The sequence below is a fragment of the bacterium genome (genome assembly GCA_022616075.1).
Taxonomy (GTDB): domain Bacteria; phylum Acidobacteriota; class HRBIN11; order JAKEFK01; family JAKEFK01; genus JAKEFK01.
In genome coordinates, this window is the sequence record JAKEFK010000207.1 from 1 (window position 1) to 24,434 (window position 24,434).

Here is a 24,434-nt window from a genome sequence, read left to right on the forward strand (position 1 = left end):
GGCCCCTTGAACCTGAGAACCCTTAAACCTATAATAGTCCCTTTTCAAGAATACAAATGATCGAAGCGATTCAACTAACGAAGTTTTACGACAACACACCTGCATTGACGGATGTCAGTTTTCAGGTGGAGAAAGGTGAAATCCTGGGGTTTCTTGGACCGAACGGCGCCGGCAAGACAACCACGATGCGAATCTTGACCGGCTTCATTCCGCCAACATCAGGAACAGCCAAAGTCGCCGGTTTTGACGTCCTTTCGCAATCGATGGAAGTCAGAAAAAGGATCGGTTACATGCCGGAGAATCCACCTTTATATAATGAAATGACCGTAACCTCTTTTCTCAAATTCCTCGCCAGATTGAAACGGGTGCCAAAAGCTAAAGAGAAACAACGAATCGATTCGGTGGTTCAAAAGTGCAGTCTGGAATCGGTGACCGGACGGTTGATTGGTCACCTATCGCGTGGTTTCAGACAGCGAGTGGGATTGGCGCAGGCGCTCATTCAGGATCCCGAAGTGCTGATTCTGGATGAACCGACGATTGGTCTGGATCCTTCTCAAATCATTGAGATTCGTCAATTGATTCGCGGTCTGGCCGGTGAACATACCGTGATTCTCAGCAGTCACATTCTGCCGGAAGTTGAACAAACTTGCGGGAAAGTCGTCATCATCAACAAAGGCAAAATCATCGCGGTGGACACACCGGAAAAATTGTCGGTCTCTTTGAGAGGCGCAAACGTTTACCATTTGATTGTTCGAAAGCCTTCGGAAGAGCTGAAAAGCAAAATCACTTCGATCGCCGGCGTAAACAATGTACGGGAAGAATCGAATGGTACTTATGTCATAGAAGGTGAGAAAGAGAAGGATATCCGCGAAGAGGTTGCGGAGCTTGTAGTAAACGAGAAGGCCGGTTTACTAGAATTCAAATCGATAGCGTTTACGCTTGAAGATGTATTTGTCCAATTAACCACTGCAGAACAAGTGCCTGCAACCCAACCGGTCTCATAGTATGCGCACAGTACTGGCAATTACAAAGAAAGAACTGGAATCTTATTTCGCTTCACCCATTGCTTATGTGGTGGGCACTCTCTTCCTTGTCCTTTCCGGTGTTTTCTTTTACATTTATTTGATTTTTTATTTACAAAACGCGCAGATGTCGGGGGCATACGGCGGGGGAGAAGGAATGGACGTCACGCAAACAATCATGCGTCCGCTCTTTTCGAACGTAGGTTTTTTTGGATTGATTATCTTTCCGCTGATCACAATGAAGCTACTCGCTGAAGAAAAGAAGCTGGGAACGTATGAACTGTTGATGACAAGTCCTGTAAGCATTCTACAGCTGGTGCTTGGAAAATTTCTGGGCGCTGCCTCTCTCGTGCTGTTGATTCTGTTGCTGACCGGAATCTACCCGCTTGTCCTTTCGATTTACGGCAATCCGGATCTGGGACCGATTTTGACCGGGTACCTCGGCTTATTTTTACTCGCCTGTTCTTTTCTGGCAGTGGGACTTCTTTGTTCGTCATTGACTGAGAATCAGATTGTCGCGGCAGTGCTCGGGTTTGTGTTTCTTGTAATTTTCTGGATCTTAAATTTTGTGACACGCAGCGAAGCATGGTATGGCAAGCTTGCTCAATATGCGTCGATTTATCAGCGATTCGATGATTTCACTCAGGGCGTGATTAATGCAAACGATGTCTTCTATTACGTTAGCTTTGCTTTTTTCGCGCTTTTCGTTACGGGAGTCATCCTTCAATCTCAGCGGTGGAAGTAGTTCGGCCAATGGAAAAATTGAAAAAAATAAGCTTTTTGCTAGCGAGCATTTTCATTCTGGGAGCGCTTGCCACAAAAATGGCAAAACCGGAATGGCAGCTGTATTCCAACATTGCGACCGGAATCGGCGTTTTTTTCTTCCTGCTATCCCTTTACAATGAACGCGCTTCACTGAAGAATTTCTTCTCTGCCCGCTCAACGAAATATGGATTCAATTCCGTGGTCATGGTGATTCTCACACTGGCCCTTGTCGGCCTGGCCAACTGGGTCGTCTCAAGACATTCGTGGAAATACGATGCAACGAAGAATAAATCGTTCAGTCTTTCCTCGTTAACGGTCAACGCGGTCAAGAATTTGAAGCAGCCGGTAAAGATTACCGCGTTTTATACGTATGGTGACGATGATGCCGGGCGCAACAAAATGAAGACGTTGTTCGAAGATTACAAAAAGCATTCGGGCAAGCTGGATGCAAAGATAGTCGATCCCATGCGGAATCTGCCCATGGTCCGCCAGTACGGCGTGGAAAGAAATGGAACAACAATCGTTGAATCGGGCGGTCAAAAAGTTACCGTAACCACAACCAACGAAGAAGACATCACCAACGCAATTTTAAAGGTCAGCAGCGCAAAACAGGTTACGATCTATTTTCTTCAGGGACACAAAGAGCCTTCCATCAGCGATATGGAGGGTGGTGGATTCTCAGCGGTCGTCGAACAGTTGAAAAAAAGCAATTATGAGGTAAAGGAGCTCGGAGATCTGGCGGCGAAAAACAAAATTCCCGACGATTGCGGGGTTCTGATCATCGGCGGCCCTTCGGTAGCTCTTCTCGATCATGAAATAACAGCGATTCTGAATTACCTGGCCGCCGGCGGGCGGGCTTTGATTCTGGATGATCCCAGAACGGATGCTTCGCTTTCCAAAGTCCTGGGCGCTTATCACGTGCAAACCGGCAACGACATCATCGTGGATAACGATTGCAATTTCCCGCTGGCCGGGCCTGTTGTGCCCTGCGTTGTGCCGAAACAGGGAACTGCTGTAGCGCGCGAATTTGACAACCGCGCAGTCTTATTCTTTCCGGAAGTAAAGAGCCTGACCTACTCCAGTGATAAGGATGCGAAAGCTACGTATACTGTAGTAGCAGAGAGTTCCGGGAATAGCTGGGGTGAAACGGACAAAGAACGGGCGGCTTTCGATGAAGGCAAAGACAAAAAGGGTCCGCTCACTGTCGGTTTGCTGATCACGAAGCCGGTCGAAGGAACTAATCAAAAGGATAACGAGACCCGCGTTGCAATCTTCAGCGATCTGAGTTTTTCACAAAATCAGTTTGTTAACTGGTCTCCCTGGAACTACCGGTTATTTTCAAATTCCATCGCCTGGCTTACAGAACAGGAAAATTTGATTCATCTTCCACCCAAAAGCACACAAAGTGACGTGATGATGCTCAGCAGTACTCAGATGAACTACATTCTGCTTCTCATCGTCATCGGCTTGCCGCTGGCCGTGCTCGCCTCCGGGATCTTCGTGTGGGCTCGACGCAAAAAACTATGAACAAATTCCGGAGGGCGGGCCTCCGTGCCGGCCGTTTTTGGATTCAATGTTCCGGCGGGCAGGGACGCCCGCCCTCCAAATCGTTGATATGAGTTATAAAACAACAATCATCATCGCGGTCCTGCTCCTGCTGCTGGGGGGTTATGCCTACTGGTTTGAATACAAAGGCGGCCAGAAAAAGGAAGAGCAAAAAGAAAAAGAGAAAACTCTTTTTGAAGTAAAGAAGGAAGACGTCACTCAAATCCAAATAGAAGGAATCGAACCAAAACCGGTGATCCTGGCTCCTTCCGGGAAAGATGCGTGGACGCTGGCCCAACCGCTTCAAGCCAGAGCAGACCAGGGTACGGTCGATCGTATAATAGCCGCCTTCGAAAAACTCAAGTACAAGGAAATCATCGAAGAACAGCCCAAAGATCTCAGCTCTTACGAATTGGACAAGCCAAAGATGACGATAAAGTTGAATCTGAAAGGCAACGTTCAGAGAGCGGTTTCGATTGGAGCGAAAAATCCGATCGACAACGTTTACTACATAAAGGTTAACAACGATCCGCGTGTGTACCTTGCCGAAGGAACGGTGGGAGACCTCTCCAGCACGACCTTGCTTGATCTCCGGGACAAAAAACTTACCGATTTTTTGCCGGAAAAAGTCGAATCTGTTTCAACGAAAACGGAGCAACAGGATCTGCAGTTCAAGAAAGAGAACGGTGTATGGAAAATAGTGAAGCCGGTTCAATCTCCAGCTTCCGATTCTGAAGTCACTTCCTTGCTCTCCTCCCTGGAAAGCTTGCGCGCAACGCGTTTTGTGGATGAACCGTCCAGCAACCTTGCCGAATACGGTCTCGATAAACCGTTTGCATCGGTAGAACTGGCTCTGGAAAAAGGATTGCGACAAAAATTGGATTTCGGAAAAGCCGCAGAAGAGACGTATTGCCGGATTGAAGGAAACACCAGTATCGCTGCCGTAGGAGACACGTTGAATGCCACGTTTGATAAGAAATTGGAAGATTGGAGAGAAAAGAAAGTTCTAGCCTTCAATCGATTCGATGTCGAAGAGTTTCGCGTCAAAACCGGAGGAAAAGAATACTCCTTTAAGAAGGGGGAAAGCGACAAATGGAATCAGCTGAACCCTACTAAACAAGAAGTCGCATACGATCAAATTCAGGGCGTGCTGGAAAAGATTGAATCGGCCGAGATCTCGAAATACGGAGATCAAACCGGACTCACCGCCGCTCCTTCAGCAGAGATCTTTCTCACGATGAAAGACTGGCAGGAAAAAATGACCAAAAAGCATCTGTCTTTTGGGCTGGTTGAACAGAATCTTCAACAAATCAAAAACGATGATTATGGCACAGTCGTTTATGCGCCCGACTCCTTCCTGAAAGACCTCGAAAAAGCGCTCAAGGAACTGAAGCCACAACCGCCCGCCCCCGTCGAAAAGAAGAAGTAACGCCCCAGGCTCCGTTTCGCCTACACATTCTCCCTTTGATAAGTCGTGGTAGGATAATTTTAGGATACAGTCATGTTTCTTAACTGTATCTTCATGACATGCATGAGGAGGAGAAACGAAATGTTAAGAATAAAAGGTTCTAACGGCGGAACCAGTTTCATATGGATGTTCTGCATGATTTTTTTTGCAGCAGCGATTCTGTGTCTGCCCCTCAGTTTTGCAGCGGCACAGAGTGGCGATACACAATCCGGTGAAACTGAGCAGGAAGAAGAACAGGCAGAAGGTCAGGAAGAAGCACAGGAAGAGGCTGAAGAAGAGGAAGAAGAAGCGATCGGATTAACAGAGGAACAGGAAATCACGGTTACTGGAACGCGCGTGCAAGGACGCACGGTCACGGACACGCCGGCCCCTGTGGATTTCATCAATAACGAAATGCTGAAGAGCACTGGCGCAACAGAAACGGGGAAGATTCTTCAGATGCTTGCTCCATCCTTTAACTTTTCAACCACGTACATCAGTGACGGCACGGATATCATTCGCCCGGCAACTTTACGTTCGCTCGGAGCGGATCAAGTCCTGGTGTTGGTCAACGGAAAACGTCGTCACCAGCAATCTCTTTTGAACGTCCAGCAAACCATAGCAAGAGGTCAAGCTGGAACCGACATCAATGCGATTCCCGTGTCAGCGATCGACCACATTGAAGTGCTTCGGGATGGGGCTGCAGCGCAATACGGTTCGGATGCGATCGCTGGTGTAATCAACATCATCCTGAAAGATGGTTACGAAGGAGAAGTGCTTTTTCAGGCGGGCCAAACTTATGAAGGGGATGGCGGAAACGGAACCATCAGTATTAACAAAGGATTTAAGGTCGGCGAAAAAGGTGTGATCAACGTAACCGGAGAATATCGTGATCGCAACGAAACGAATCGCGCCGGCGCGGATTCTCTCCGCGTTAGTCCTCCGCGCGTAGTGCAACGCATCGGTGATCCGGACGCCAAAGATGGATTGATATGGGCAAATGTAGCGATTCCGGCCGGCGATGGAAACTTTTATGCATTCGGTGGTTGGTCCCAGCGACAGGGCAATTCATCGGGATTCTTCCGAAGCGCCGGTGATGGCCGCACAATCCCGGCTATTTATCCGAATGGATTTCTGCCCACGATTATCACTGAACCGACAGACACCTCCATAGTTGCCGGCTACAGACATGCTTTGAGTACATCGTGGAACTACGATGTCAGCTTCAACTTCGGTCAAAGCGAATTCCAGTTCCGCGAAGAGAACACAGCAAATGTCAGCTGGTTCTTCGAACCGCTGGATCGTAACAATCCAACAGGTCCACGCTTCGAAGATACACCCACGGAGGCGGATACTGGAAATCTCCGGTCGCGAATGACGAGTCTCACTTTCGATGTGACCGGAACCTACGACTGGGGAGTTGGATCGAGCCCACTCTTTATCGCTGTGGGAGCTGAGTGGAGGCGCGATGGCTACAAAATCACTGCGGGCGACCTGGCTTCGTTTTCCTACGGACGCACAAATGATCGCACTATTGAGATTTTCGATCAAACTGGCGCCATCGCGCAGCCGGGTGCGCAAGGATTTCCAGGATGGTCACCAACTGAAGAAGTAGATGATAGCCGGAGTAATACTGCGATTTATGTGGACACGGAAGCACAATTTACTGAAAAATTTCTTATGGGAGCTGCAGCGCGTTTCGAACACTACTCCGATTTCGGCAACACCGTAACCGGCAAACTTTCAGCCCGTTATGAATTCGTTCCGGAATTCTCATTGCGCGGAACAGTTTCCAACGGCTTCCGCGCTCCCGGAATCCAGCAAGCTCTTTACAGCCAGCGTTCCACAAACCTGAATGCTGCAGGTGTATTGACTGATACCCTTACGGCAAAGCAGGACAGCGCCGTTACACGCCAGTTTGGGATTCCTGCGCTAAAAGAGGAAACGTCCACGAATCTGTCAATCGGCATCATTGCAAAGCAGCACGGAAATTTCAGAGTCACGGTAGACTATTTCTACATCGACATCGATGACAGGATCATTTTTTCGAGCAACATTCAACCAGAAGATCCGGCCGCCTGTGGAACACCTGCCGGATGCCCGATTCGGAACATCCTGGATCCGCTAGCAGTAGGGCAGATCCTCTTCTTTACAAATGCAATTGACACAACGACCAAGGGGGTGGATATCGTGGCGATCTACGATATTCATTTCGCAAACAAATCGATGCTGTCCCTGGAAGGAGCTTTCAACTTCAACAAAACTGAAGTAACGAACCGACGTTCTTCTTCCGCAATTCTTCCAGTACCAGTGCTTTTCGATCAAGCACAAATCACGCTGATCGAAGAAGGGCAACCACGTCAACACCATACTCTGTCGGGAACGTATTATCGCGGTCCCTGGACCGGAAATGTACGCTTCAACTATTTTGGTGAAGTTGCAGGGGAAGGATTTACGCCCGGCTTTAAACAGGTCTGGAGCGGCAAGTGGCTGACCGATGCGTTTGTCAGTTACTCAATGAAGAATGGCGTCACTGTCGCATTTGGAGGAACCAACATCTTCGATGTGTATCCAGATGAATGGGATCCAGACAGAGCATTCCCCTTCCCGCAACTGGGATTCGTCTACGGTTGGGAAACCCTTCCGTTCGGAATCAATGGCGCATCCTATTACGTGCGCGCCAGCTATCAGTTTTAATCTGATCCACGGAGCGCGAGCAAAAGCTCGCGCTCCTTCTTGCCATCCACACGCTTTGTAAGAAGGTCGCACCTTGCGCGACGAACCATTGAAGGACAGAAACCAAAATGTCGCAACATCCTGCGCGTTATTATGTGGATGGCTTTCTGCTGAAGATCCTCGATTCCGCTTACCTTGTTCAAGTCGAACCCACAAACGGAAACACCGGACGCTACGTCACACCCGCCCATCTTCCCGAGTGGATCTTTCGTTCGTCGCACGCAATTTGGCTTGTGCAAGATGAGGGATCGCTGGCAGATCGCGCCACGAAAGGCGATGAAATAAAACAACGGATCATGAGCAAAGGAGCAGAAAAATGAAAAGAACCAAGCGTGCACTCACTTTAGGCAATCTGATCAGGGCTCTTTACGAAGAGGTCGCTAAGCTGACAACAAACAGAAAACTTCAGACGAAGCTTGTTTACCTGACTCTTATGGACATGCAAAATTCTCGACAGAGGAAAACATTGTAAGAAGGGAGTTTGTTCACTTTAGCTAGAAGTGGGGTACAGAAGACCCGAATGAACTTGTAGCTCCCACGAAATCTACTGCACACGCGCATTCGGTCTTGCAATCCCCAACTTTTTCATGCGCGCAATTAGAGTAGTTCGGTTGAGGCCAAGCATCCGCGCTGCTCCGAAAGCGCCACCAACGACCCATCTGGTTTTCTCCAGAGCCCTTAGAATATGTGAACGTTCGGTCTCTTCCAATGTTGAAAGCGACACGGCCTGCACGGAATGGGACGCAGCAATGGCGAGATGCTCCTGATCGAGCACTCCTCCCTCGCAAAGGATAACCGCCCGTTCGAGAACGTTTGCTAGTTCTCTCACGTTCCCCGGCCAGGAATAGGAGAGAAGGATATCATTTGCTTTCGGCGAAACGCGATCGATCTTCTTCCTCATTCTTCGTGAAAATTTGTTCACAAAATGACTCGTAAGCAGTCTGATATCTTCCTGGCGATCGCGCAATGCTGGAAGCTGAATCGGAAAAATATTCAACCGGTAAAAAAGGTCTGCGCGAAAAGCGCCGTTTTTTACCGTTTCCTGCAGGTCCTTGTTTGTTGCCGCAATGACCCTAACATCCACTTTCAATGGCTGAATTCCGCCCACTCGTTCAAATTCTTGTTCCTGTAGCACCCGAAGTAATTTCGTTTGCGTTTCGAACGGAAGCTCCCCTACTTCATCTAGAAATATCGATCCACCATCCGCCAGCTCGAACCTTCCCTTTTTCCGGGCTGAAGCCCCTGTAAATGCTCCCTTTTCATGACCAAACAATTCACTCTCAATCAACCCGGACGGTAGCGCAGCGCAATTTACGGTAATCAACGGACTATCCTTTCTTTTGCTTCGAGTATGAATGGCGCGGGCCACGAGCTCCTTTCCAGTCCCCGTTTCACCAATGACCAACACCGTTGCATCGGTGCGAGACACTTTTTCAATGTTTTGAAACAGTTTGCGCATTGGTTGGGATGTCCCCACAATCTGCTCAAAGTTATGTTCGCTCTTGATCTCTTCCTGCAAATAGATATTTTCTGCTTCCAGCTTGTTCTTAAGCTTTTCAACTTCCGATAGCGCTTTACGGAGCGCCTCTTCAGCCTGCTTTCTTTGTTCGATTTCTTGCTGCATCTCTTTATACAATCGAGCGATTTCAAGAGAAATGGCCGACTGAGAGGAAAGCGTTTGGACCAGCTGTATCCTGTCGAATGTAAAGGCCTCCGTCATTAAATTATTTTCTAAGTAAAGAATTCCAATGAAATTATTCTGATGAAGAATCGGCAAACACATGATCGACTTTGCGCTGTGCTCCTGGATGTACGGATCCTGCGCAAATGTGGGATCAGCCTCCGCGCTTGCAATGACAACACTTTGCCTCGTTCGTTTCACATAATTCACAACCGCATGAGAGAATTGTGTTGACGACTTGACGGGACTGAAAGGAGATACTTGAACACCTTCCAAGGATCCTTCCGCCTGTATCCAGAACTCTTCTTCTTTATTACGGATTAGCAAAGCCTTTTGCGCTCCGGCGTTTTCCAGGATGATGCGGATGAGCTTTTCCAATAATCTTTCCAGCACGATTTCGCTGGAGATGGCTTGCGCGGCTTTTGCAATCGCAAATGCATCCAGTGTGCCGGGCTGCACGTGACTTGTGAGCAACGGGCCGCTTAACCCGCTTGTTTTTTCATCGCGATCGATCCATTCGGGATATTTGCTCTGCAGACTTTTCGCTTTGGCAATGGCGCCCCATTGAGTGTAGGCTTGATAAGCATCGTTCATGTATGCCCTGGCTATTTTTTGATTGTTCCGCAACAACCAGAATTTTGCATACAATTCGCTAGCCAGAGCTCCTTCTCTCGGACAATCATGACCGCCAGACAGCTCAATGGCTGATTCAAACAAGTTCATTGCCTCTGTAAAATCGCCGCGTATCCTCGCAATCTCAGCAGAAACGATGAAGTATTGCAGACGGAAAGTATAAGGAGCATTCTCGGCCCACAATCGGAGGCGTGCATTTAGTTGCTCCAACTCATTTTCGATTGCAACCGGATCTACTGCTGTCGTGTGGAGAGCAGCAAGGGTAACTGCTTTGTAAAACACTGTCAGCTCATCCCAGATCGTTCCGTTGAAATCCTGTATCACTCTTTCGGCTTCTTCGGCAATCTGTAGAGCAGCTACAAATTCATCAAATGTATACAGAACTGCGAGCTTGCTGACAAAGTAAAACATTTCAAAAAGGCTGTGCCCTTCATAACTCTGCCGGAAAAGCGCTTCATCGAAATTTTGATCGCTAAAGGACGTTGGATTTTTCGTTAAACCTTCCAGCGCGCTTCCCCATTGAAGAATCACCTGTTGGCCATCGGCAAAGCGGTGCATCTTGACGCGCTTGTTGTAATCGACATTGGTTCGGTATGTCTCGCGAAACGTTGACAAATCGCGACCAGCAAGAAGATAGAACCAGCTCTCGTTGAACAATGCATAGGACGCTTCCACAAACAACCCGTTCTCGTGCGCCAGACGGAAGGCTTCCCGAGTAATCGGGAATGAATTCTCAATCGGCATTCGCCAGAGGCTGATTGCCCATGCAAAATTCATCAGAACTCTGGCTCGAATCGTTGGATTATGAAAGCGGTCATTTACCTGTTGCGCGAGCAAGCCAAATTCATATGCTGACTTGTAATCTTTTCGTTTAGGACCTAGAAGCATCGCCGCATAGAGCACATATCCATAAGCCGACTCCTCCCTATTTCCGTACAGCAGGGACAGCCGCACCATGGCTGTAGTGTTTAAAAGAGTCAGCGGTTCATCACCTGAAAGGTAACAGGATGTATGAAGATTGCTTAGAAGTTCCATGACCGTGCGAATTTGAGGATCAGTCATCTCCGGAAGATCGATCAGCGATTGGATGGCGCGATCTCCCACCAGAGCATCGATGGCAGAAATTTCTTTCTGCAATGCCGCGCGTTTTTCTAATCGATCCTTTGGAAACGAAAGCCCGAATAACTGGAGTGCTTCATGACCCACTCGAATGGCATCCTGGTAACGTGAGACGTTTTCGTATTGCAAAATGCGCAGAGTTTGCACCTTCGCTTTGCCGAGCGGCGACTCCACCTCTTTTAAAAGAAGATCAAAAGACTGTTCTGCCCGGTCGAATTGTCCGCACAAATATTCACACTCTGCCGACTGCAAATACAAATCGAAGGTGAGGTCATAGTGCAAACTCCAACTATCCTGATTCAGAAGGTTGATTCCCGCGCGAAAATATCCGAGCGCGGCTTCATATGCCGTTGAGGATTTCGCTTTCCGGCCCGCTTGTAGATTCAACCCTGCAAGATGGAATCGTTTTTGATCGGACTCAATCAGTGCGCTTCCGAGATTCATATGATTGACAATCTCGAAAATCTTTTCATCAAGCTCGGCCTCCTGATTCCCGGCCAGCATGAGCTCTCCCACTTTCAGATGCACCTCAGCTTTTTTGTCATGGGGAATCAGGTCGTAAGCTGCCTGCTGGATCCGATCATGCAAGAACTTGTATAGCCTGCTGAAGGATTCATTCTGATCCAGCGGAACGAGAAAACCGTTCAAAATTGCCTCCCACAATTGATTTCTTGTCTGTTCGATCGATTGTTCACTGACCACTGAAAGAGTATCAATATCGAAACGGTTTCCCATACAAGCGGCCAGGATCAGAGCATGCCGCGTTTCAGACGAGAATGTTTGTAGCTTGCGGGCCATTAAGTCCACTACATTATCCGTCATGTCAATGTTTCGAATCTGATCCAGCAGAAATTTCCATTGCCCGCTTGCATAATCAAAGTAAATGAGATCCTCTTGATGCAACGCCTTCAAGAACTGCGTTACAAAGAACGGATTCCCCAGTGTCTTGGACATTACAAGATGCGCCAAAGGCGCTGAAGCCCTCTTCTTGCACTTGATTGTATCCGCGATCAACTGGTTCAAATCAGGCATCGCAAGAGCTCTCATCAGGATTTGGTTCAGCTCTGCCCCGCCGTTTTGCATTTCAGCTAAAGTCCGGATTAATGGATGACTCGGACTCACTTCGTTGTCCCTGTAAGCTCCGATAACAAAAAGATGACTGATATCGGGATTGTTCACGAGAGATTGCAGAAGTTTTAGCGTGGCAGAATCGGCCCATTGAAGGTCATCGAGAAAAATCACCAGAGGATGTTCCGGTTTCGCGAAATTGCGGATGAAGTTCTGAAATACAAGATTGAACCTGTTTTGCGACTCCACCGGCCCAAGCTCTGCCACCGGAGGTTGTTTCCCCAGAATCAATTCCACTTCGGGAATCACATCGATGATGATCTGAGCGTTTGATCGCAAACTATTCAGCAGCCTGTTTTTCCAGATTTCAATCTGGTCGACGTTTTCTGTTAACAACTGCCGCACCAATTCTCGAAAAGCCTGTATGAGACCGCTATACGGCACCACACGGTTCAATTGATCAAACTTTCCACCCGTAAAATAAGCCTTGCGGGCAACGACAGGCTTATAAATTTCATGAATCAATGAGGTTTTACCGATTCCGGAATAACCGGAGACCATCAGCAATTCAACTGCCCCGTTGCTTACACGATCGAAGGATCTCAAAAGAGTTTCTAATTCCTTATCGCGTCCATAAAGCCTCTGAGGAATGTTGAACCGGTCGGACGCCTCCTGTTCACCGAGCGCAAACGGTTGAATCGTTCCCGTTTTTTGAAACTCTTCCCAAGAACGTTCCAGATCCTTTTTCAAACTAAAACCACTTAAATATCGTTCTTCTGCCGTTTTGGAAAGCAACTTCAATATGATGTTTGAAAGTGGCTGAGGGACGGCAGGGTTTAATTCGATGGGAGGCTTAGGCGGTTTTGCGATATGCCAGTGAACTAACTCGAGTGGGTCGCGTGATTCAAACGGCAAATGTCCGGTGAGCATCTCATAAAAAGTCACACCCAAGGAATAGAAATCGCTGAGATAGTCAATCAAGCGATTCATACGGCCAGTCTGCTCTGGCGATATGTAAGCGAGAGTCCCCTCCAGCAAGTCTGGATGTGTCAGTTTCTGGTCCAGACGAGGTAGTCGAGAGGCAATACTGAAGTCGATCAGCTCAGTTTTTCTGGTATTCGGGTTCACAATGATGTTTTTTGGATTTATATCCTTGTGGATGATCATGTTCTGATGAAGTTCGCCCAGGATTCTGCCTAATGGAATTGCTATTTCGAAAAAAAGCGGAAGATCCATCGGCCCATCCATCAGCTTTCTCAATGGAGTTCCTCCGGCGTCCTGTAGAATTAACGCCAGAGTTTTCTGGTCTTTTTTCAGATCCAGGGCTTTCGCAACGCCGTCAATTTGTAAACTCTTCAGAATTTCATATTCACGCCTTAAATCAGCGAGATCGGAAGCCGTCGGGAATTCTCCGGAAAGGATTTTAATGATGACAGGCAGCGAGTCCTCATTTCGAAACGCGCGGTAAACGACTCGCTTCTTACCGCGAAAGAGTTCTCCAACAATGCTGTAACCGGAAATCATGGTTCAGGGATACAACGATTGTAGCATTTGCTCCGTTACAAGCCTGTAAGTCCCCATAAAGCTATTGGCGCGTATCGAGTCCAATAAATCTCTACCAGAGTTTGCCTTGCCGGATTTCCCGCACAAGAAAATAGATGAGAAGAATCAGAAAGAACATGGATAGGCTCATCGAACCGAGTATCAAAACTCTTAAGAAGTCTTCTGATATTGTATAAACAGGAATCGCTTCTGACATTGCTAGACTTCTGCTGTTAGACGGAATTCTTCGTTCAGCCGGTTGTAGTCAAATTTTTCCGGGTTAAGACGCGCAAAAACAACAACGATGATCGCAGAAACTGCCGCACCGATCAGAGCAGCAGCGTATGGAGCGATTGCAAAATACGTCCATAAACCCGCAGCCGAACCGATCAACATGCCCCAGAAAGCTCCGTGCCGACTTGCGCTTTTCCAGTATAAGCCGGTGGCGATGGGCCAGATTGTTGAACCCACCATTGCGCCTGTAAAAAGAAGCAAAAGCGCCATAGTCGTGACATAATTCCACGCAAGAGCAATTGTTAAAAGTCCAAGGCCTACCACAATCCACCGTGACGCTTTTCGCATTTCTTCATCATTTGCGTTGCGATTGATCATTACGCGATAAACATCCTGCACCAGCAGATCAGCAGTCGCGCCAAGAAGTGAATCAATGGTAGATGCCAGCGCGCAAAAAATAATAATGAGCACCAATACTCCTCCAGCGACACCCAGAATCTTTCCCGCCACGATGGGGAAAATCATGTTGACGTGAGGAACTTCATAACCCTGCGCTAGGGCCACAAATCCAAGCGATCCCGTAACGAACGGAATGGTCATCCACGAAAGGCCACCAAGAACAAAAGCCTTTTTATTCACATCAGGCCGAAATGAATATGCCCGCGCCCACCATACGTTGGAATGGAAGATTTCGCCAATCGAGAATAGGCAGGTGTTCCAGGCATACAAGAGTCCGACCGGTAAAAGCAAGTTGAGCCTGTCAGGTGTGGAGGTTAGAAGCCCTTCATAAATCGATTCAAATCCAATCTTCGAATATACAAGAACAGCAAGCGTAAGGAGCAATGCGAGAATCAGAATTGCCTGAATGAAGTCCGTGCCGATAATCGCCTTCATTCCGCCGAATAGCACGTAGATGGTGCAGACAGAAACAATCACAATCATACCTGCTCTGTAATGGATTCCCGAGACTGCCTGCAAGACGAGACCTGCTCCCATGCCCTGAGTGATAAGCCAGCCGATGAAGTATACAGTCGAAATGACAAGAAAAAGTGCCCAGGTCTTGCGATCATAGCGCAGGCGGACAAAATCCCCACTCGTAAATCCACGCGGCATCAGCGTGCGGATTCTTTTTGATAGAGGGGCAAAAAAGAGCAGCCCAAACGAACCAAGCGCAAAGCCGAACATGCCCCATATTCCCACGTTATAGACCAGTTCCGGAGCGGCCATTGTGGTCTGCCCCGTACACCAGGTTGCTATGACGGTCGCTGTTCCAAATGCAAGTCCAACATTGCGTCCCGCGAATAGATAATCTTCAGTCGTCCGAATGCGTCGACTCCACCAGAGGCCAAGACCGATCCAGAGTGCCGAAAAAAATATGATGATCAGGTAGGACAGTTGGGGCGAGACGAAAGTCTCTTTCACGCTCCTCCTCTTTTTTTCCAGTAACGATCACCGCCCAGAATCATAAGGAGCGTTGCAAGGACAGTGATAAACCCCACAATGAATACAATGGCCGCTATTTGAAATTCGCTCACACCAAACATTCTATCTGGATGCAAGCTTATTTTATTTCGGTGTTGTGGAGTCCTGCAACCAAAGACGGCTCTAGCTGCGATATTCATTGTCTCGCGCGCATCTCAGGTGATTACACTACTTCCTACAGATGCTTCGGCCAATTGTTCTTCGTCTTTGTCATGCGACATAGAAGGGGAGCGCAAAGTCAGGAATTGAACAAGGTCTTTTGTGAATAGGAGATCGAGCGTCCAATCTAAAGCCACGCGAATCTTCTTTTCAAATCCAGGGAGCTTGCTCAGATAAATCGTTCGCCAGAGCCACCACGCAATGAATCCTGAAAAATTCATCCCCAGGATATTTGCCACACCTGTGCGTCTCCCGATTGATGCGAGTAAACCGATGGTAGAGAATACGAATGGTTTTTTCCTGTCATTTCGAATCGCTGCAAGAATATTCTCTGCCAGAACTTTTCCTTGCCGTAGCGCATGTTGGGCTGTGGGAGGATACGGTTTTCCCGTTTTCGGATCCGGAACTATGGCGCAGTCACCAAGAGCCCAAACTCCGGGCCACCCTTCAACTTCCATGAATTGGTTGACTCTTAGTTTTCCCCGATCCTTTTCACACGGGAGATGAGCCAGCAAAGGATTGGGTGAAACCCCCGCGGTCCAGACCAAAGTTCCACTGTCGATCAAAGTCCCGTCATTCAATTGCACGCCCGCTTCCGAGATTCCTGAGACTCTCGTATTCACGCGAATTTCAACACTTCTTTCAATCAGTTTGTTTTGAGTATAGGCTCCGAGTTTTTCTCCCAGCTCCGGTAAGATTACAGGACCGGGATGAACGAGGACTATGCGAAGCATGTCTTCTGTTAAATGGGGATAGAATCGGATTGCGCTGCGCAGGAAGTCATTCATGGATGCAATCGTTTCAACTCCTGCAAATCCGCCGCCCGCGACGACAAATGTCAGAAGGTTTTGACGTCTTTCCAGAAAGCATTCGAAATCAGCTTCTTCCAGATTGGCTACCATCCGGTTTCGTAGATAAATTGCATCGCCCAGGGATTTCATCGATAGCGCATGGTCTTCCAGTCCCGGTATGTTGAAGAAATTGGTAACTCCACCTAACGAAAGAACCAGGTGGTCATATTCCAGTTCATGATGATGCAGCTCGTCGCCATGGAAAACAATCACGCGTTTTGAATTCAGATCGATCCGCTCGACCTGGCCGTTAAAAAAATTTACGCGACGCAACATCTTTCGAAAAGGATTGACAATGTGGGCAAGATCCAGATCGGCCGCCGCCACCTCGTGCAGCATGGGAGTAAATAGAAAGAAGTTCTCGCGATTGACGAGTGTCACTTCAATATCACTCTGCTTCCCGAGGTCTTTTTCCAGTTGCAGTGCCGTGTACAAACCGCCGAATCCGCCGCCCAGAATCAGAATTTTTGTGGTCATACATTGATTTCGTCGCGATTCGATCGAGGGTTCTTACAGTTATTTGCCATGAACAAGCTCATGGGCTCGTTCGGCGGCCTTCACGACTGCTTTGATAAGAGTCACACGCAACTTTCCTTCTTCGAGCTCAAGAAGTCCGTCAATCGTGCAACCGGCGGGGGTTGTAACCATATCTTTCAACAGGGCGGGATGCGCTTTCGATTCCAGGACCATCTTTGCTGCGCCGAGCATCGTTTGTGCAGCAAGCAGAGTAGAAACTTCGCGCGGAATTCCCAATTTTACACCGGCCTCTGCAAGAGATTCGATCACAACGTAGAGATAAGCGGGACCGCTGGCGGATAGACCGGTCACGCCATCCATCAAGGATTCATCCAGAAATACGGTTTCTCCCACACATTTAAAAATGAGTTCTGCAGTGTGCAAACTTTCCTGCGTTGCGTGAGTGCCACCGGATAAAGCCGTCATACCCACGCCAAGAACACACGGCGTATTCGGCATTGCCCGAACAACCGGGATTTTTCCGGTCAGTCGCTCTTCAATGAACGAAGTTGTGATGGATGCGGCAACCGTGATGATCACTTGATTCGGGCGAACAACGGAAGAGATTTCACGCACCACTTTGTCCATGTTTTGAGGTTTAACGGCGAGTAAGATGATGTCGCTTCCTTGAACCACTGAAACATTTTCTGTCGTCGCTTTGATGCCAAGTTTTTCCCGCACACGCCGGATCGAATCTTCGTGACCTACAGTTGCGGCAATCGAATCCCGCTCCAGGTCCCCTTGTTTGAGAAGACCGGTAACGAGCGCCTCGCCCAGTTTTCCTGCTCCAATTAAAGCCAGCTTTTTCCCTTTTAACATGTTTTTTTCCTTGTGTTAATATCCTCTTATGTATTGCCCCCAATGTAAATCGGAATACAGAGAAGGATTTACAACGTGCGCAGAATGCCAGATTCCTCTTATAGAAGGCTTGCCCCCGGACGAAGAAGAAATTGAGGAAGAAGATTCCGGAGTAAAAATCCTATTGGAAACCACTCATCCGACTTCCTTGGATCCGCTTATTATTCAGCTGGAAGAGCGTGGAATACCCTACATAGTGCAGTCCGGAACCGCATTGTCGATGCTGGAAGGCCGCATGGTTGCGCCGCTCCCTGAAGATTGGAGAGCAGTCGTGCTTGTCCCTTCCGAGAACTTCGCCACAGCCCAATCCATTATGGCGGAGATCAAGACAGAGCCCACCGAAGAGAACGAGCCAGGGTAAGGTTACCAATATTGCAATATCCGCAACGGTGTGTGTATATTAAAATAGTATGAGTAAACTCATAGTTGAAATAGCCGAAAAGACGCATCAGGAACTTCGCGAAACAGCCGCAAGGAAAAGGCGAACCGTTCGGGAGGTAGTAACAGAATTGCTGGAAGAATACTTGACCAGGGAAAAGAACCCAAAAAGGATCAGGAGCACAGGATTGTGCGGAAAATGGGATGATTCTCGACCGACTGAGGAGATCATCGCAAGCATTAAATCAGGAAGAAATTGGTTTCGAAGATCAAGCAACTCAGATGTCTAAATACATTCTGGACACTGATACTTGCATTTACTGGTTGAATGGGAACCAGAGGATCGAGAACAAGATTCTCAAAGCAGGTCTCGAAAACGTTTTCATTACAATCATAACGGAGTGTGAACTCTATTACGGCGCTTATAAGTCGAAGAAGGTAAAGAAAAATCTTGCTGTGATTGACGAACTTCGCAGCAAAGTTAAAACTTTGCACAGTTCGGCAGAGGTTGCACCACATTATGGCAGCATCAAGGTCATGCTCGAACGCAAAGGAATGCCTCTTGATGACGCTGATCTACTCATCGCCTGCATTACTCTTTCAACCGAAGGAACGCTTGTGAGCAATAACAATTCTCATTTCACCAGAATTCCCGGCCTCGAATTGGAAAACTGGCTGACGACAATGTGATAGACATTCAGTCAATGGAACTTATTTGGATTTTGGGATTTTGGGATTTTGGAATTTCTGGAAAGAGGAGGGCGGCGGGATCAGCCGCCCGGATTAGACATTATTCTTCTTCATGCTTGCCGAAAATCATTTTCCCCACGGTTGTTTGCAATACACTCGTTACAGTAACATCGATATTGCGCCCGATCAGTTTGCGCGCGTTATCCACAACAACCATGGTTCCATCATCTAAGTAGGCAACACCTTGATTGTATTCTTTTCCTTCTTTGAGGATAAAGACCTTCATGGTCTCTCCCGGTAAAACGACCGGGCGAAGTGAACTGGCGAGCTCATTAATGTTCAGCACTTTCACCCCTCGCAGCTGAGCGATTTTATTGAGGTTATAGTCGTTCGTTACAATTTTCGCATCCAGCTGTTTGGCCAGCTCGATCAGCTTCATATCAACTTCAGGAACTTCAGGGAAATCAATTTCCGTAATCGTCACATTCAATTCCGGTTTCTTTTGCATCCTTTGCAGGATTTCAATTCCCCTTCGTCCGCGATTCCTTTTTAATGAATCGGGTGAGTCAGCAATATGCTGCAATTCCCTCAATACAAACTGAGGAACAACAATGGTGCCTTCGATAAACCCAGTTTCCGTCAAATCAGCAATACGACCATCGATGATCACACTTGTATCAAGGATTTTGTAACTCTTCTTCTCACCTTTTTCGCCGAATAAAGCCATCAAATTGGCCGGGTCGAACCAGTCCGCCTTCTTACTCCCCAAAAGCAAACCAATGTAAATGAAGAAGCAAAATGAAAATATTTGAAGTATCGAAGTGGTTTCTTTACTTCTATTGAAGTTACCTATCAAGAAACTTACCAGTATCGCCAGGATGATCCCCACAACTAAACCGATAACAGATCCGATCAGGGTTTTTGGCCCTACGCCCCTGATTCTGCTTTCTAGAAAAATGATGAGTATGCCTAGAATGCCACCAAGAGCCATTCCGTAAATCTCTGCGAATGGATTCGGAGCCTGAAACGGTTTCGTAATATATCCTGTGATGACCAGTAGCATCACAAGCACAAGTCTGCTTAAGAGCAAACTCAATGTATTTACCTCCTCGTGTCAGCAATGAGTCATGAGTCATGAGTAATGAGAATTTCAATGCATGTCTCATGCCTCGTTGCTCATTGCTTTGCACTGATTTCAAAAATCGTATTATTCTAATACAAAATCGCCGGAAACCATTGAATTATTTAAGGAAACGAGGATCAAGAGGTTCAGCTCTTGGAGCCCAGGAAAGAAAGCGCATCGCGGACCGTTTCGCAGCCTATGATTTCGATGTTTGCGCCATCGGCTTTACTGCTTAAGGGAGCTACGATTTTTTGAAAACCCAGATTCTGCGCTTCCGAAGCCCGCAGGGCAAAATGGTTGATGGAGCGGATCTCGCCGGTTAGGCCAACCTCGCCGCACAATACAGTATGTGGATCAACCGTTTTGTTCCTTAGACTGGAAACAATCGCGGCGCAAATCGCGAGATCGGCTGCCGGATCTTCAACCGAAAGGCCTCCCACTACGTTCAGGAAAATGTCCTGGCCGCCAAGGTAGTAGCCGATCCGCTTTTCCAAAACGGCAACGAGCATCGTGACGCGTGTATTATCCAAACCAATGGATGTGCGGCGGGCCACTCCGTATGTGCTATCCGTTACGAGGGCTTGCAGCTCCACAAGAAAAGGTCGCGTTCCCTCCATGCAGGACATCACGACGGACCCAGGGGAAGAAGCGGGCCGTTCGGAAAGAAACATCTGCGAAGGGTTTTTGACAGGAAGGAGTCCCTGGGCGCTCATTTCAAAAACGCCGATTTCGTTGATGGAACCGAAACGATTCTTCACAGCGCGCACGATGCGGAAAAACTGTTTGTTATCCCCTTCGAAATAGAGAACCGTATCAACGAGATGTTCCAGCATGCGAGGTCCGGCAATGAGTCCTTCCTTCGTTACATGTCCGGTCAAGAAAACAGGAACATTGTTTTGTTTTGCATAAGAGAGAAATTGCATCGCCGTTTCACGGATCTGCCCAACGCTTCCGGGAATTGCCGGGAGTTTCAGCGTGTAAGCGGTTTGAATGGAATCCACAATAATGGCGAAGGGAGAAATCTTTTCTGCTTCACTGAGGATTCGTTCCATGCATGTCTCGGTGTAGAGAAATATGTTTTCGCCATTCACGTTCAGTCTGTTTGCGCGGAGACGGATCTGGTTTTCCGACTCTTCACCCGATACGTAGAGGACTTTTTTCCCTTGCTCCGAAAGTTTGTGGGCCAGCTGAAGCATGATAGTAGATTTACCGATTCCAGGATCGCCTCCAATCAAAATGAGACTGCCATCAACGATCCCTCCACCCAAAACACGATCCAGCTCTGGAATACCGGTGGGTGTGCGTGGTTGCTCCGGAACCTCCTGATCGCTTGTTAACACAACTGCCTGATTTTGTGACAATCCGGTCCAGGTTGAAGTTTCGCGGGCTACAACTGATTCTTCCACCAGCGAATTCCAGTTTCCACAATCCGGACATTTCCCTAGCCATTTAGCGCTGACTCCACCGCATTCCTGGCAAACAAACTGAGTGCTCTTCTTACCTTTCATTTTCTTTTTTTAACAATGTAGCGCGGACGTCTCGTCTGCGCAGATCTCGCAAGCGGAACGCCCGCGCTACTTTGCTATCAAGGATAGTAGACATCACAAACCTGGCCGTTCTTAACATAAACTCTGGGAACCCGTGCTCCAATCAAACAAGTAATTTCATACGGAATCGTATCCAGAAGGCGCGCCCAGTCCCAACAAGTCGTACGCGTTCCGATGAAGGTCACTTCTTCTTGTAATTTAACCTGATTCGCAACATCGGTCACATCCAGCATACAAAGATCCATAGAAATTGTTCCGGCAATCCTGCACAGCTTTCCGCACACTTCAACTTCGAGCCGGTTCGAAAGATTGCGCCTCAAACCATCCGCATAACCAAAGGGAACAGTCGCGATGACTGAATCGCGCGCGGCTCGAAACGTCCTTCCATATCCAATCGTTTCCCCTTTCGCGATGTGACGCAATGCTATGATCCGGCTTTTCAACGAAAGGATGGGGCGTTGCGGAATTGCCAGCCCGCTGGCCGGGGAAAGACCGTAAAGAACCAGTCCCGGCCTCACAAGATCCAGATGCGATTCTGGAAAATTGATAATGCCTGCGCTGTTCGCTGCGTGACGATAACGAACTGGAAGATCTTCCTTGCCGCAAAAATCCAGAAAGCGCTGCAACTGCAAACGCGTGTAATTATCTTCGGGCACATCAGCGTTCGCAAAATGCGTGTAAACACCCTCCACGCGGACGTAAGAGTATTTTTTCTTGAATGCAATCGCTGCTTCGTCCGGCTGAAAACCGAGCCTCCCCATACCGGTATCGACCTTCAAATGGACCGCCACTTCCCGGCGGTGCTTTTCCGTAAATTCATCCAGCGCCTTCAAGAATTCGAAATCATAAACGGCAGGAATTAAATCGTATTGAAGAAGCAGCGGTAACTGCGAAACGGTCATGCCGCTCAGTACCACGACAGGCGTCCGAATGCCTGCCTTGCGAAGCTCAATTGCTTCCAGAGCTGTCGCCGTCCCCAATCGTTCGATTCCGAGTTGATGGAGCTCGCGGGCAAGAACAATCGCGCCGTGACCGTACGCATCCGCTTTAACGACGGCAAGCACACGCGCAGGCTGAACAGCTTCCCGAATTGCTAAATAATTAGAACTAAAAATGTCGAGGTCGATCTCAGCCCAGGTGGGACGTTGAAAGGAGAGATCACTGATATTTATCAACAAAGCGGGTCCATTCCTTCAAGAAGACCAGCGGAATATCGCCGATCGGGCCGTTTCGTTGTTTCCGCACAAGGATTTCTGCGAGCCCGCGGTTCTCTTCGGTAGCGTCATAGACTTCTTCGCGATAAATGAAACACACCAGATCGGCGTCCTGTTCAATCGCGCCCGATTCACGCAAGTCGGAAAGCATCGGCTTATGGTCTTTGCCGCGCGTTTCCGGACCGCGATGAAGCTGTGACAATGCAACAACAGGAAGATTCAATTCTTTTGCCAGCTCTTTCAAAGAGCGCGAAATCGCCGTGATTTCCTGCTGCCTGTTATCGTACCGGCCTTTCATTCTCATCATCTGCATATAATCAACGATCAGCAAATCACAACCATGTTCCGCTTTTAAACGGCGGGACTTTGCGCCCATATCCAGCGGAGTCAGGCCGCTGGAATCATCCACATAAATGCTTGCTTCTGTCAGCACCGCCATCGCTTTCATCAGGCGGGACCATTCTTCACGCGTGCACTCGCCGCTTCGGAGCCGGTGTGCATTGACTTGCGCTTCAGAGCAAATGAAACGGAGCATAAGCTGCTCTTTGGACATCTCCAAGCTAAAAATGCCGACGGTTTTACGGACTCTCGCAACGTGTTGAGCAATATTCAGGGCAAAAGCTGTCTTCCCCATGGAGGGTCGGCCTGCAATCACAATAAGGTCGCCAGGCTGCAAGCCGGAGGTCATATTATCGAAATCCACAAAGCCGGTGGGAAGACCTGTAAGTACCCCTGGATTTTCATGGAGATAGTTGATCCGGGTCCACGCAGAATCAGCAAGATCTTTTAACGCAGAAAAACCGGTTGTCAGCCTGTTTTCTGCGATGGCAAAGATTTTTTGTTCCGCTTTGTTGAGGATCTCTTCGGTCTCTTCTTCCTGCTTATAGCACGAATCGATGATTTCGTATCCCGCCAGAATCAAGCGGCGCAAAGCAGCCCTTTCCTTGATGATCTGAGCGTAATGACTGATGTTACGCGCGGTTGGTACTGCATCGATCAAGGAAGCAACATATGTAATGCCGCCAACTTGCTCGAGTTCACCCAGGCGGCTGAGCTCCTCTTTCAGAATGATGAGATCGACTCCACGCGACTTGGTTACGAGCTCAACAAAACGGTCGTATAGAATTCTGTGGGTCTCTGCGTAAAAATCTTCACCGGAAAGAAGATCAAGCACCTGATAGATGGAATCATTTTCCAGAATGATGGAACCAAGCACACAACGTTCCGCATCCAGACTGTGTGGCAGCCCCCGTTCCGTGATGAGATCAACAGACATATCCTAGCAAGTAGAACTATTATAACGCAGAGGCGCGGAGACGCAGAGAAAAATAATTATTTTCTTCTCTCTGCGTCTTTGCGTCTCTGCGTTAAATTTCTTATTCTTTTACGACGGAGACTTTCACGTCCGCTGCAACTTTACGGTGCAGCTTCACACTTACGTGATATTCTCCCAGTCTCTTGATCGGTTCTTCCAGCTCGATTCTTCTTTTGTCGATGGTGTAGCCTTCTTTTTCCAGAGCGTCCGCGATATTCGTTGACGTCACTGATCCGAAAAGTACCTCACCTTCCCCTGCTTTCATGGGAATCGTGATCGACACCTTCTCCAATTCGGACTTTAGCTCGGAAGCGCTTTTCTCTTCTTTTGCTTCCTGAACCTGAACCTTTTTGTTTTGGACTTCGGCAAACTTCATGTTTGCATCGGTAGCGGGGACCGCAAGCTTCCGCGGAATCAAGAAATTACGGCCATATCCGTTGGCAACGTTCAAGATCGATCCACGTCTTCCCAGGCGTTCTACATCTTCCAGCAGTATTACCTTCATCGTC

At 48.1% G+C, this 24,434-nt stretch carries 20 protein-coding genes; 10 read left to right on the top strand and 10 right to left on the bottom strand.

The window, feature by feature from the left end; genetic code table 11:
• Positions 1–56 precede the first annotated feature (56 nt).
• The 7 genes from L0156_16605 (at position 57) to L0156_16635 (ending at position 7,987) form a co-directional block, all read left to right on the top strand.
• Positions 57–1,004 (top strand): ABC transporter ATP-binding protein, encoded by a 948-nt coding sequence (locus tag L0156_16605; GenBank protein MCI0604609.1) that lies wholly within the window; start codon positions 57–59, stop codon positions 1,002–1,004.
• A gap of 1 nt (position 1,005) precedes the next feature.
• Positions 1,006–1,767, top strand: a complete 762-nt coding sequence (locus L0156_16610) for an ABC transporter permease (GenBank protein ID MCI0604610.1) — start codon at positions 1,006–1,008, stop codon at positions 1,765–1,767.
• An 8-nt stretch (positions 1,768–1,775) separates the two neighbouring features.
• Positions 1,776–3,314, top strand: a complete 1,539-nt coding sequence (locus L0156_16615) for a GldG family protein (protein MCI0604611.1) — start codon at positions 1,776–1,778, stop codon at positions 3,312–3,314.
• 88 nt (positions 3,315–3,402) lie between these two features.
• A complete protein-coding gene (locus tag L0156_16620; protein MCI0604612.1) occupies positions 3,403–4,761 on the top strand; it encodes a DUF4340 domain-containing protein in 1,359 nt (452 codons plus the stop codon).
• Positions 4,762–4,881: 120 nt separating this feature from the next.
• Entirely contained in the window at positions 4,882–7,476 is a 2,595-nt protein-coding gene (locus tag L0156_16625) for a TonB-dependent receptor (GenBank protein MCI0604613.1), read from the top strand.
• A 107-nt stretch (positions 7,477–7,583) separates the two neighbouring features.
• Positions 7,584–7,835, top strand: coding sequence for a hypothetical protein (locus L0156_16630; GenBank protein MCI0604614.1), 252 nt, complete (start codon positions 7,584–7,586; stop codon positions 7,833–7,835).
• A complete protein-coding gene (locus tag L0156_16635; GenBank protein ID MCI0604615.1) occupies positions 7,832–7,987 on the top strand; it encodes a hypothetical protein in 156 nt (51 codons plus the stop codon). Before L0156_16630 ends, L0156_16635 begins: the two co-directional genes overlap by 4 nt.
• 72 nt (positions 7,988–8,059) lie before the next feature.
• On the opposite strand, the gene L0156_16640 is transcribed toward L0156_16635, so the two are convergent.
• The 5 genes from L0156_16640 to proC form a co-directional block, all read right to left on the bottom strand.
• Entirely contained in the window at positions 8,060–13,540 is a 5,481-nt protein-coding gene (locus L0156_16640) for a sigma 54-interacting transcriptional regulator (protein ID MCI0604616.1), read from the bottom strand.
• A gap of 91 nt (positions 13,541–13,631) precedes the next feature.
• A complete protein-coding gene (locus L0156_16645; GenBank protein ID MCI0604617.1) occupies positions 13,632–13,775 on the bottom strand; it encodes a hypothetical protein in 144 nt (47 codons plus the stop codon).
• Positions 13,776–13,777: 2 nt separating this feature from the next.
• Positions 13,778–15,214 (bottom strand): urea transporter, encoded by a 1,437-nt coding sequence (locus tag L0156_16650; protein MCI0604618.1) that lies wholly within the window; start codon positions 15,212–15,214, stop codon positions 13,778–13,780.
• A 215-nt stretch (positions 15,215–15,429) separates the two neighbouring features.
• Positions 15,430–16,761 carry an NAD(P)/FAD-dependent oxidoreductase gene (locus L0156_16655; GenBank protein ID MCI0604619.1) on the bottom strand — a complete coding sequence of 444 codons (1,332 nt, stop codon included), beginning with the start codon at positions 16,759–16,761 and terminating at the stop codon, positions 15,430–15,432.
• Positions 16,762–16,800: 39 nt separating this feature from the next.
• The gene (gene proC / locus L0156_16660; protein ID MCI0604620.1) at positions 16,801–17,619 is read right to left on the bottom strand and encodes a pyrroline-5-carboxylate reductase; all 819 of its coding nucleotides are present in this window, start codon (positions 17,617–17,619) and stop codon (positions 16,801–16,803) included.
• Between the two features lie 28 nt (positions 17,620–17,647).
• Between proC and L0156_16665 the strand changes: the two genes are divergently transcribed.
• Genes L0156_16665 through L0156_16675 form a run of 3 tightly spaced genes read left to right on the top strand, consistent with a single transcriptional unit; the run spans position 17,648 to position 18,726 of the window.
• Entirely contained in the window at positions 17,648–18,019 is a 372-nt protein-coding gene (locus tag L0156_16665; protein ID MCI0604621.1) for a hypothetical protein, read from the top strand.
• A 49-nt stretch (positions 18,020–18,068) separates the two neighbouring features.
• Positions 18,069–18,326, top strand: coding sequence for a hypothetical protein (locus L0156_16670; protein MCI0604622.1), 258 nt, complete (start codon positions 18,069–18,071; stop codon positions 18,324–18,326).
• Positions 18,319–18,726, top strand: coding sequence for a type II toxin-antitoxin system VapC family toxin (locus tag L0156_16675; GenBank protein ID MCI0604623.1), 408 nt, complete (start codon positions 18,319–18,321; stop codon positions 18,724–18,726). The genes L0156_16670 and L0156_16675 overlap by 8 nt, the downstream gene beginning before the upstream one ends.
• A 100-nt stretch (positions 18,727–18,826) precedes the next feature.
• On the opposite strand, the gene L0156_16680 is transcribed toward L0156_16675, so the two are convergent.
• The 5 genes from L0156_16680 to rplI all read right to left on the bottom strand — a co-directional run bounded on the left by L0156_16680 (position 18,827) and on the right by rplI (position 24,430).
• On the bottom strand, positions 18,827–19,822 hold the full coding sequence (locus L0156_16680) for a TRAM domain-containing protein (protein MCI0604624.1): 996 nt from the start codon (positions 19,820–19,822) through the stop codon (positions 18,827–18,829).
• Between the two features lie 173 nt (positions 19,823–19,995).
• A complete protein-coding gene (gene radA, locus L0156_16685; GenBank protein ID MCI0604625.1) occupies positions 19,996–21,357 on the bottom strand; it encodes a DNA repair protein RadA in 1,362 nt (453 codons plus the stop codon).
• 77 nt (positions 21,358–21,434) lie between these two features.
• Positions 21,435–22,574, bottom strand: coding sequence for an alanine racemase (gene alr, locus L0156_16690; GenBank protein ID MCI0604626.1), 1,140 nt, complete (start codon positions 22,572–22,574; stop codon positions 21,435–21,437).
• Positions 22,555–23,886 carry a replicative DNA helicase gene (dnaB, locus tag L0156_16695; protein ID MCI0604627.1) on the bottom strand — a complete coding sequence of 444 codons (1,332 nt, stop codon included), beginning with the start codon at positions 23,884–23,886 and terminating at the stop codon, positions 22,555–22,557. Before dnaB ends, alr begins: the two co-directional genes overlap by 20 nt.
• Positions 23,887–23,986: 100 nt before the next feature.
• The gene (rplI, locus tag L0156_16700; protein ID MCI0604628.1) at positions 23,987–24,430 is read right to left on the bottom strand and encodes a 50S ribosomal protein L9; all 444 of its coding nucleotides are present in this window, start codon (positions 24,428–24,430) and stop codon (positions 23,987–23,989) included.
• Positions 24,431–24,434: the final 4 nt, after the last annotated feature.

Excerpts from the sequence above, each read along its gene's own strand:
- L0156_16640 (MCI0604616.1), bottom strand. The coding sequence starts at position 13,540 with ATGATTTCCGGTTACAGCATTGTTGGAGAACTCTTTCGCGGTAAGAAG.
- L0156_16625 (MCI0604613.1), top strand. The coding sequence starts at position 4,882 with ATGTTAAGAATAAAAGGTTCTAACGGCGGAACCAGTTTCATATGGATG.
- proC (MCI0604620.1), bottom strand. The coding sequence starts at position 17,619 with ATGTTAAAAGGGAAAAAGCTGGCTTTAATTGGAGCAGGAAAACTGGGC.
- L0156_16615 (MCI0604611.1), top strand. The coding sequence starts at position 1,776 with ATGGAAAAATTGAAAAAAATAAGCTTTTTGCTAGCGAGCATTTTCATT.
- dnaB (MCI0604627.1), bottom strand. The coding sequence starts at position 23,886 with ATGTCTGTTGATCTCATCACGGAACGGGGGCTGCCACACAGTCTGGAT.
- L0156_16665 (MCI0604621.1), top strand. The coding sequence starts at position 17,648 with ATGTATTGCCCCCAATGTAAATCGGAATACAGAGAAGGATTTACAACG.
- L0156_16675 (MCI0604623.1), top strand. The coding sequence starts at position 18,319 with ATGTCTAAATACATTCTGGACACTGATACTTGCATTTACTGGTTGAAT.
- L0156_16620 (MCI0604612.1), top strand. The coding sequence starts at position 3,403 with ATGAGTTATAAAACAACAATCATCATCGCGGTCCTGCTCCTGCTGCTG.
- radA (MCI0604625.1), bottom strand. The coding sequence starts at position 21,357 with ATGAAAGGTAAGAAGAGCACTCAGTTTGTTTGCCAGGAATGCGGTGGA.
- L0156_16635 (MCI0604615.1), top strand. The coding sequence starts at position 7,832 with ATGAAAAGAACCAAGCGTGCACTCACTTTAGGCAATCTGATCAGGGCT.
- L0156_16610 (MCI0604610.1), top strand. The coding sequence starts at position 1,006 with ATGCGCACAGTACTGGCAATTACAAAGAAAGAACTGGAATCTTATTTC.
- L0156_16630 (MCI0604614.1), top strand. The coding sequence starts at position 7,584 with ATGTCGCAACATCCTGCGCGTTATTATGTGGATGGCTTTCTGCTGAAG.
- L0156_16645 (MCI0604617.1), bottom strand. The coding sequence starts at position 13,775 with ATGTCAGAAGCGATTCCTGTTTATACAATATCAGAAGACTTCTTAAGA.
- rplI (MCI0604628.1), bottom strand. The coding sequence starts at position 24,430 with ATGAAGGTAATACTGCTGGAAGATGTAGAACGCCTGGGAAGACGTGGA.
- L0156_16655 (MCI0604619.1), bottom strand. The coding sequence starts at position 16,761 with ATGACCACAAAAATTCTGATTCTGGGCGGCGGATTCGGCGGTTTGTAC.
- L0156_16605 (MCI0604609.1), top strand. The coding sequence starts at position 57 with ATGATCGAAGCGATTCAACTAACGAAGTTTTACGACAACACACCTGCA.
- L0156_16670 (MCI0604622.1), top strand. The coding sequence starts at position 18,069 with ATGAGTAAACTCATAGTTGAAATAGCCGAAAAGACGCATCAGGAACTT.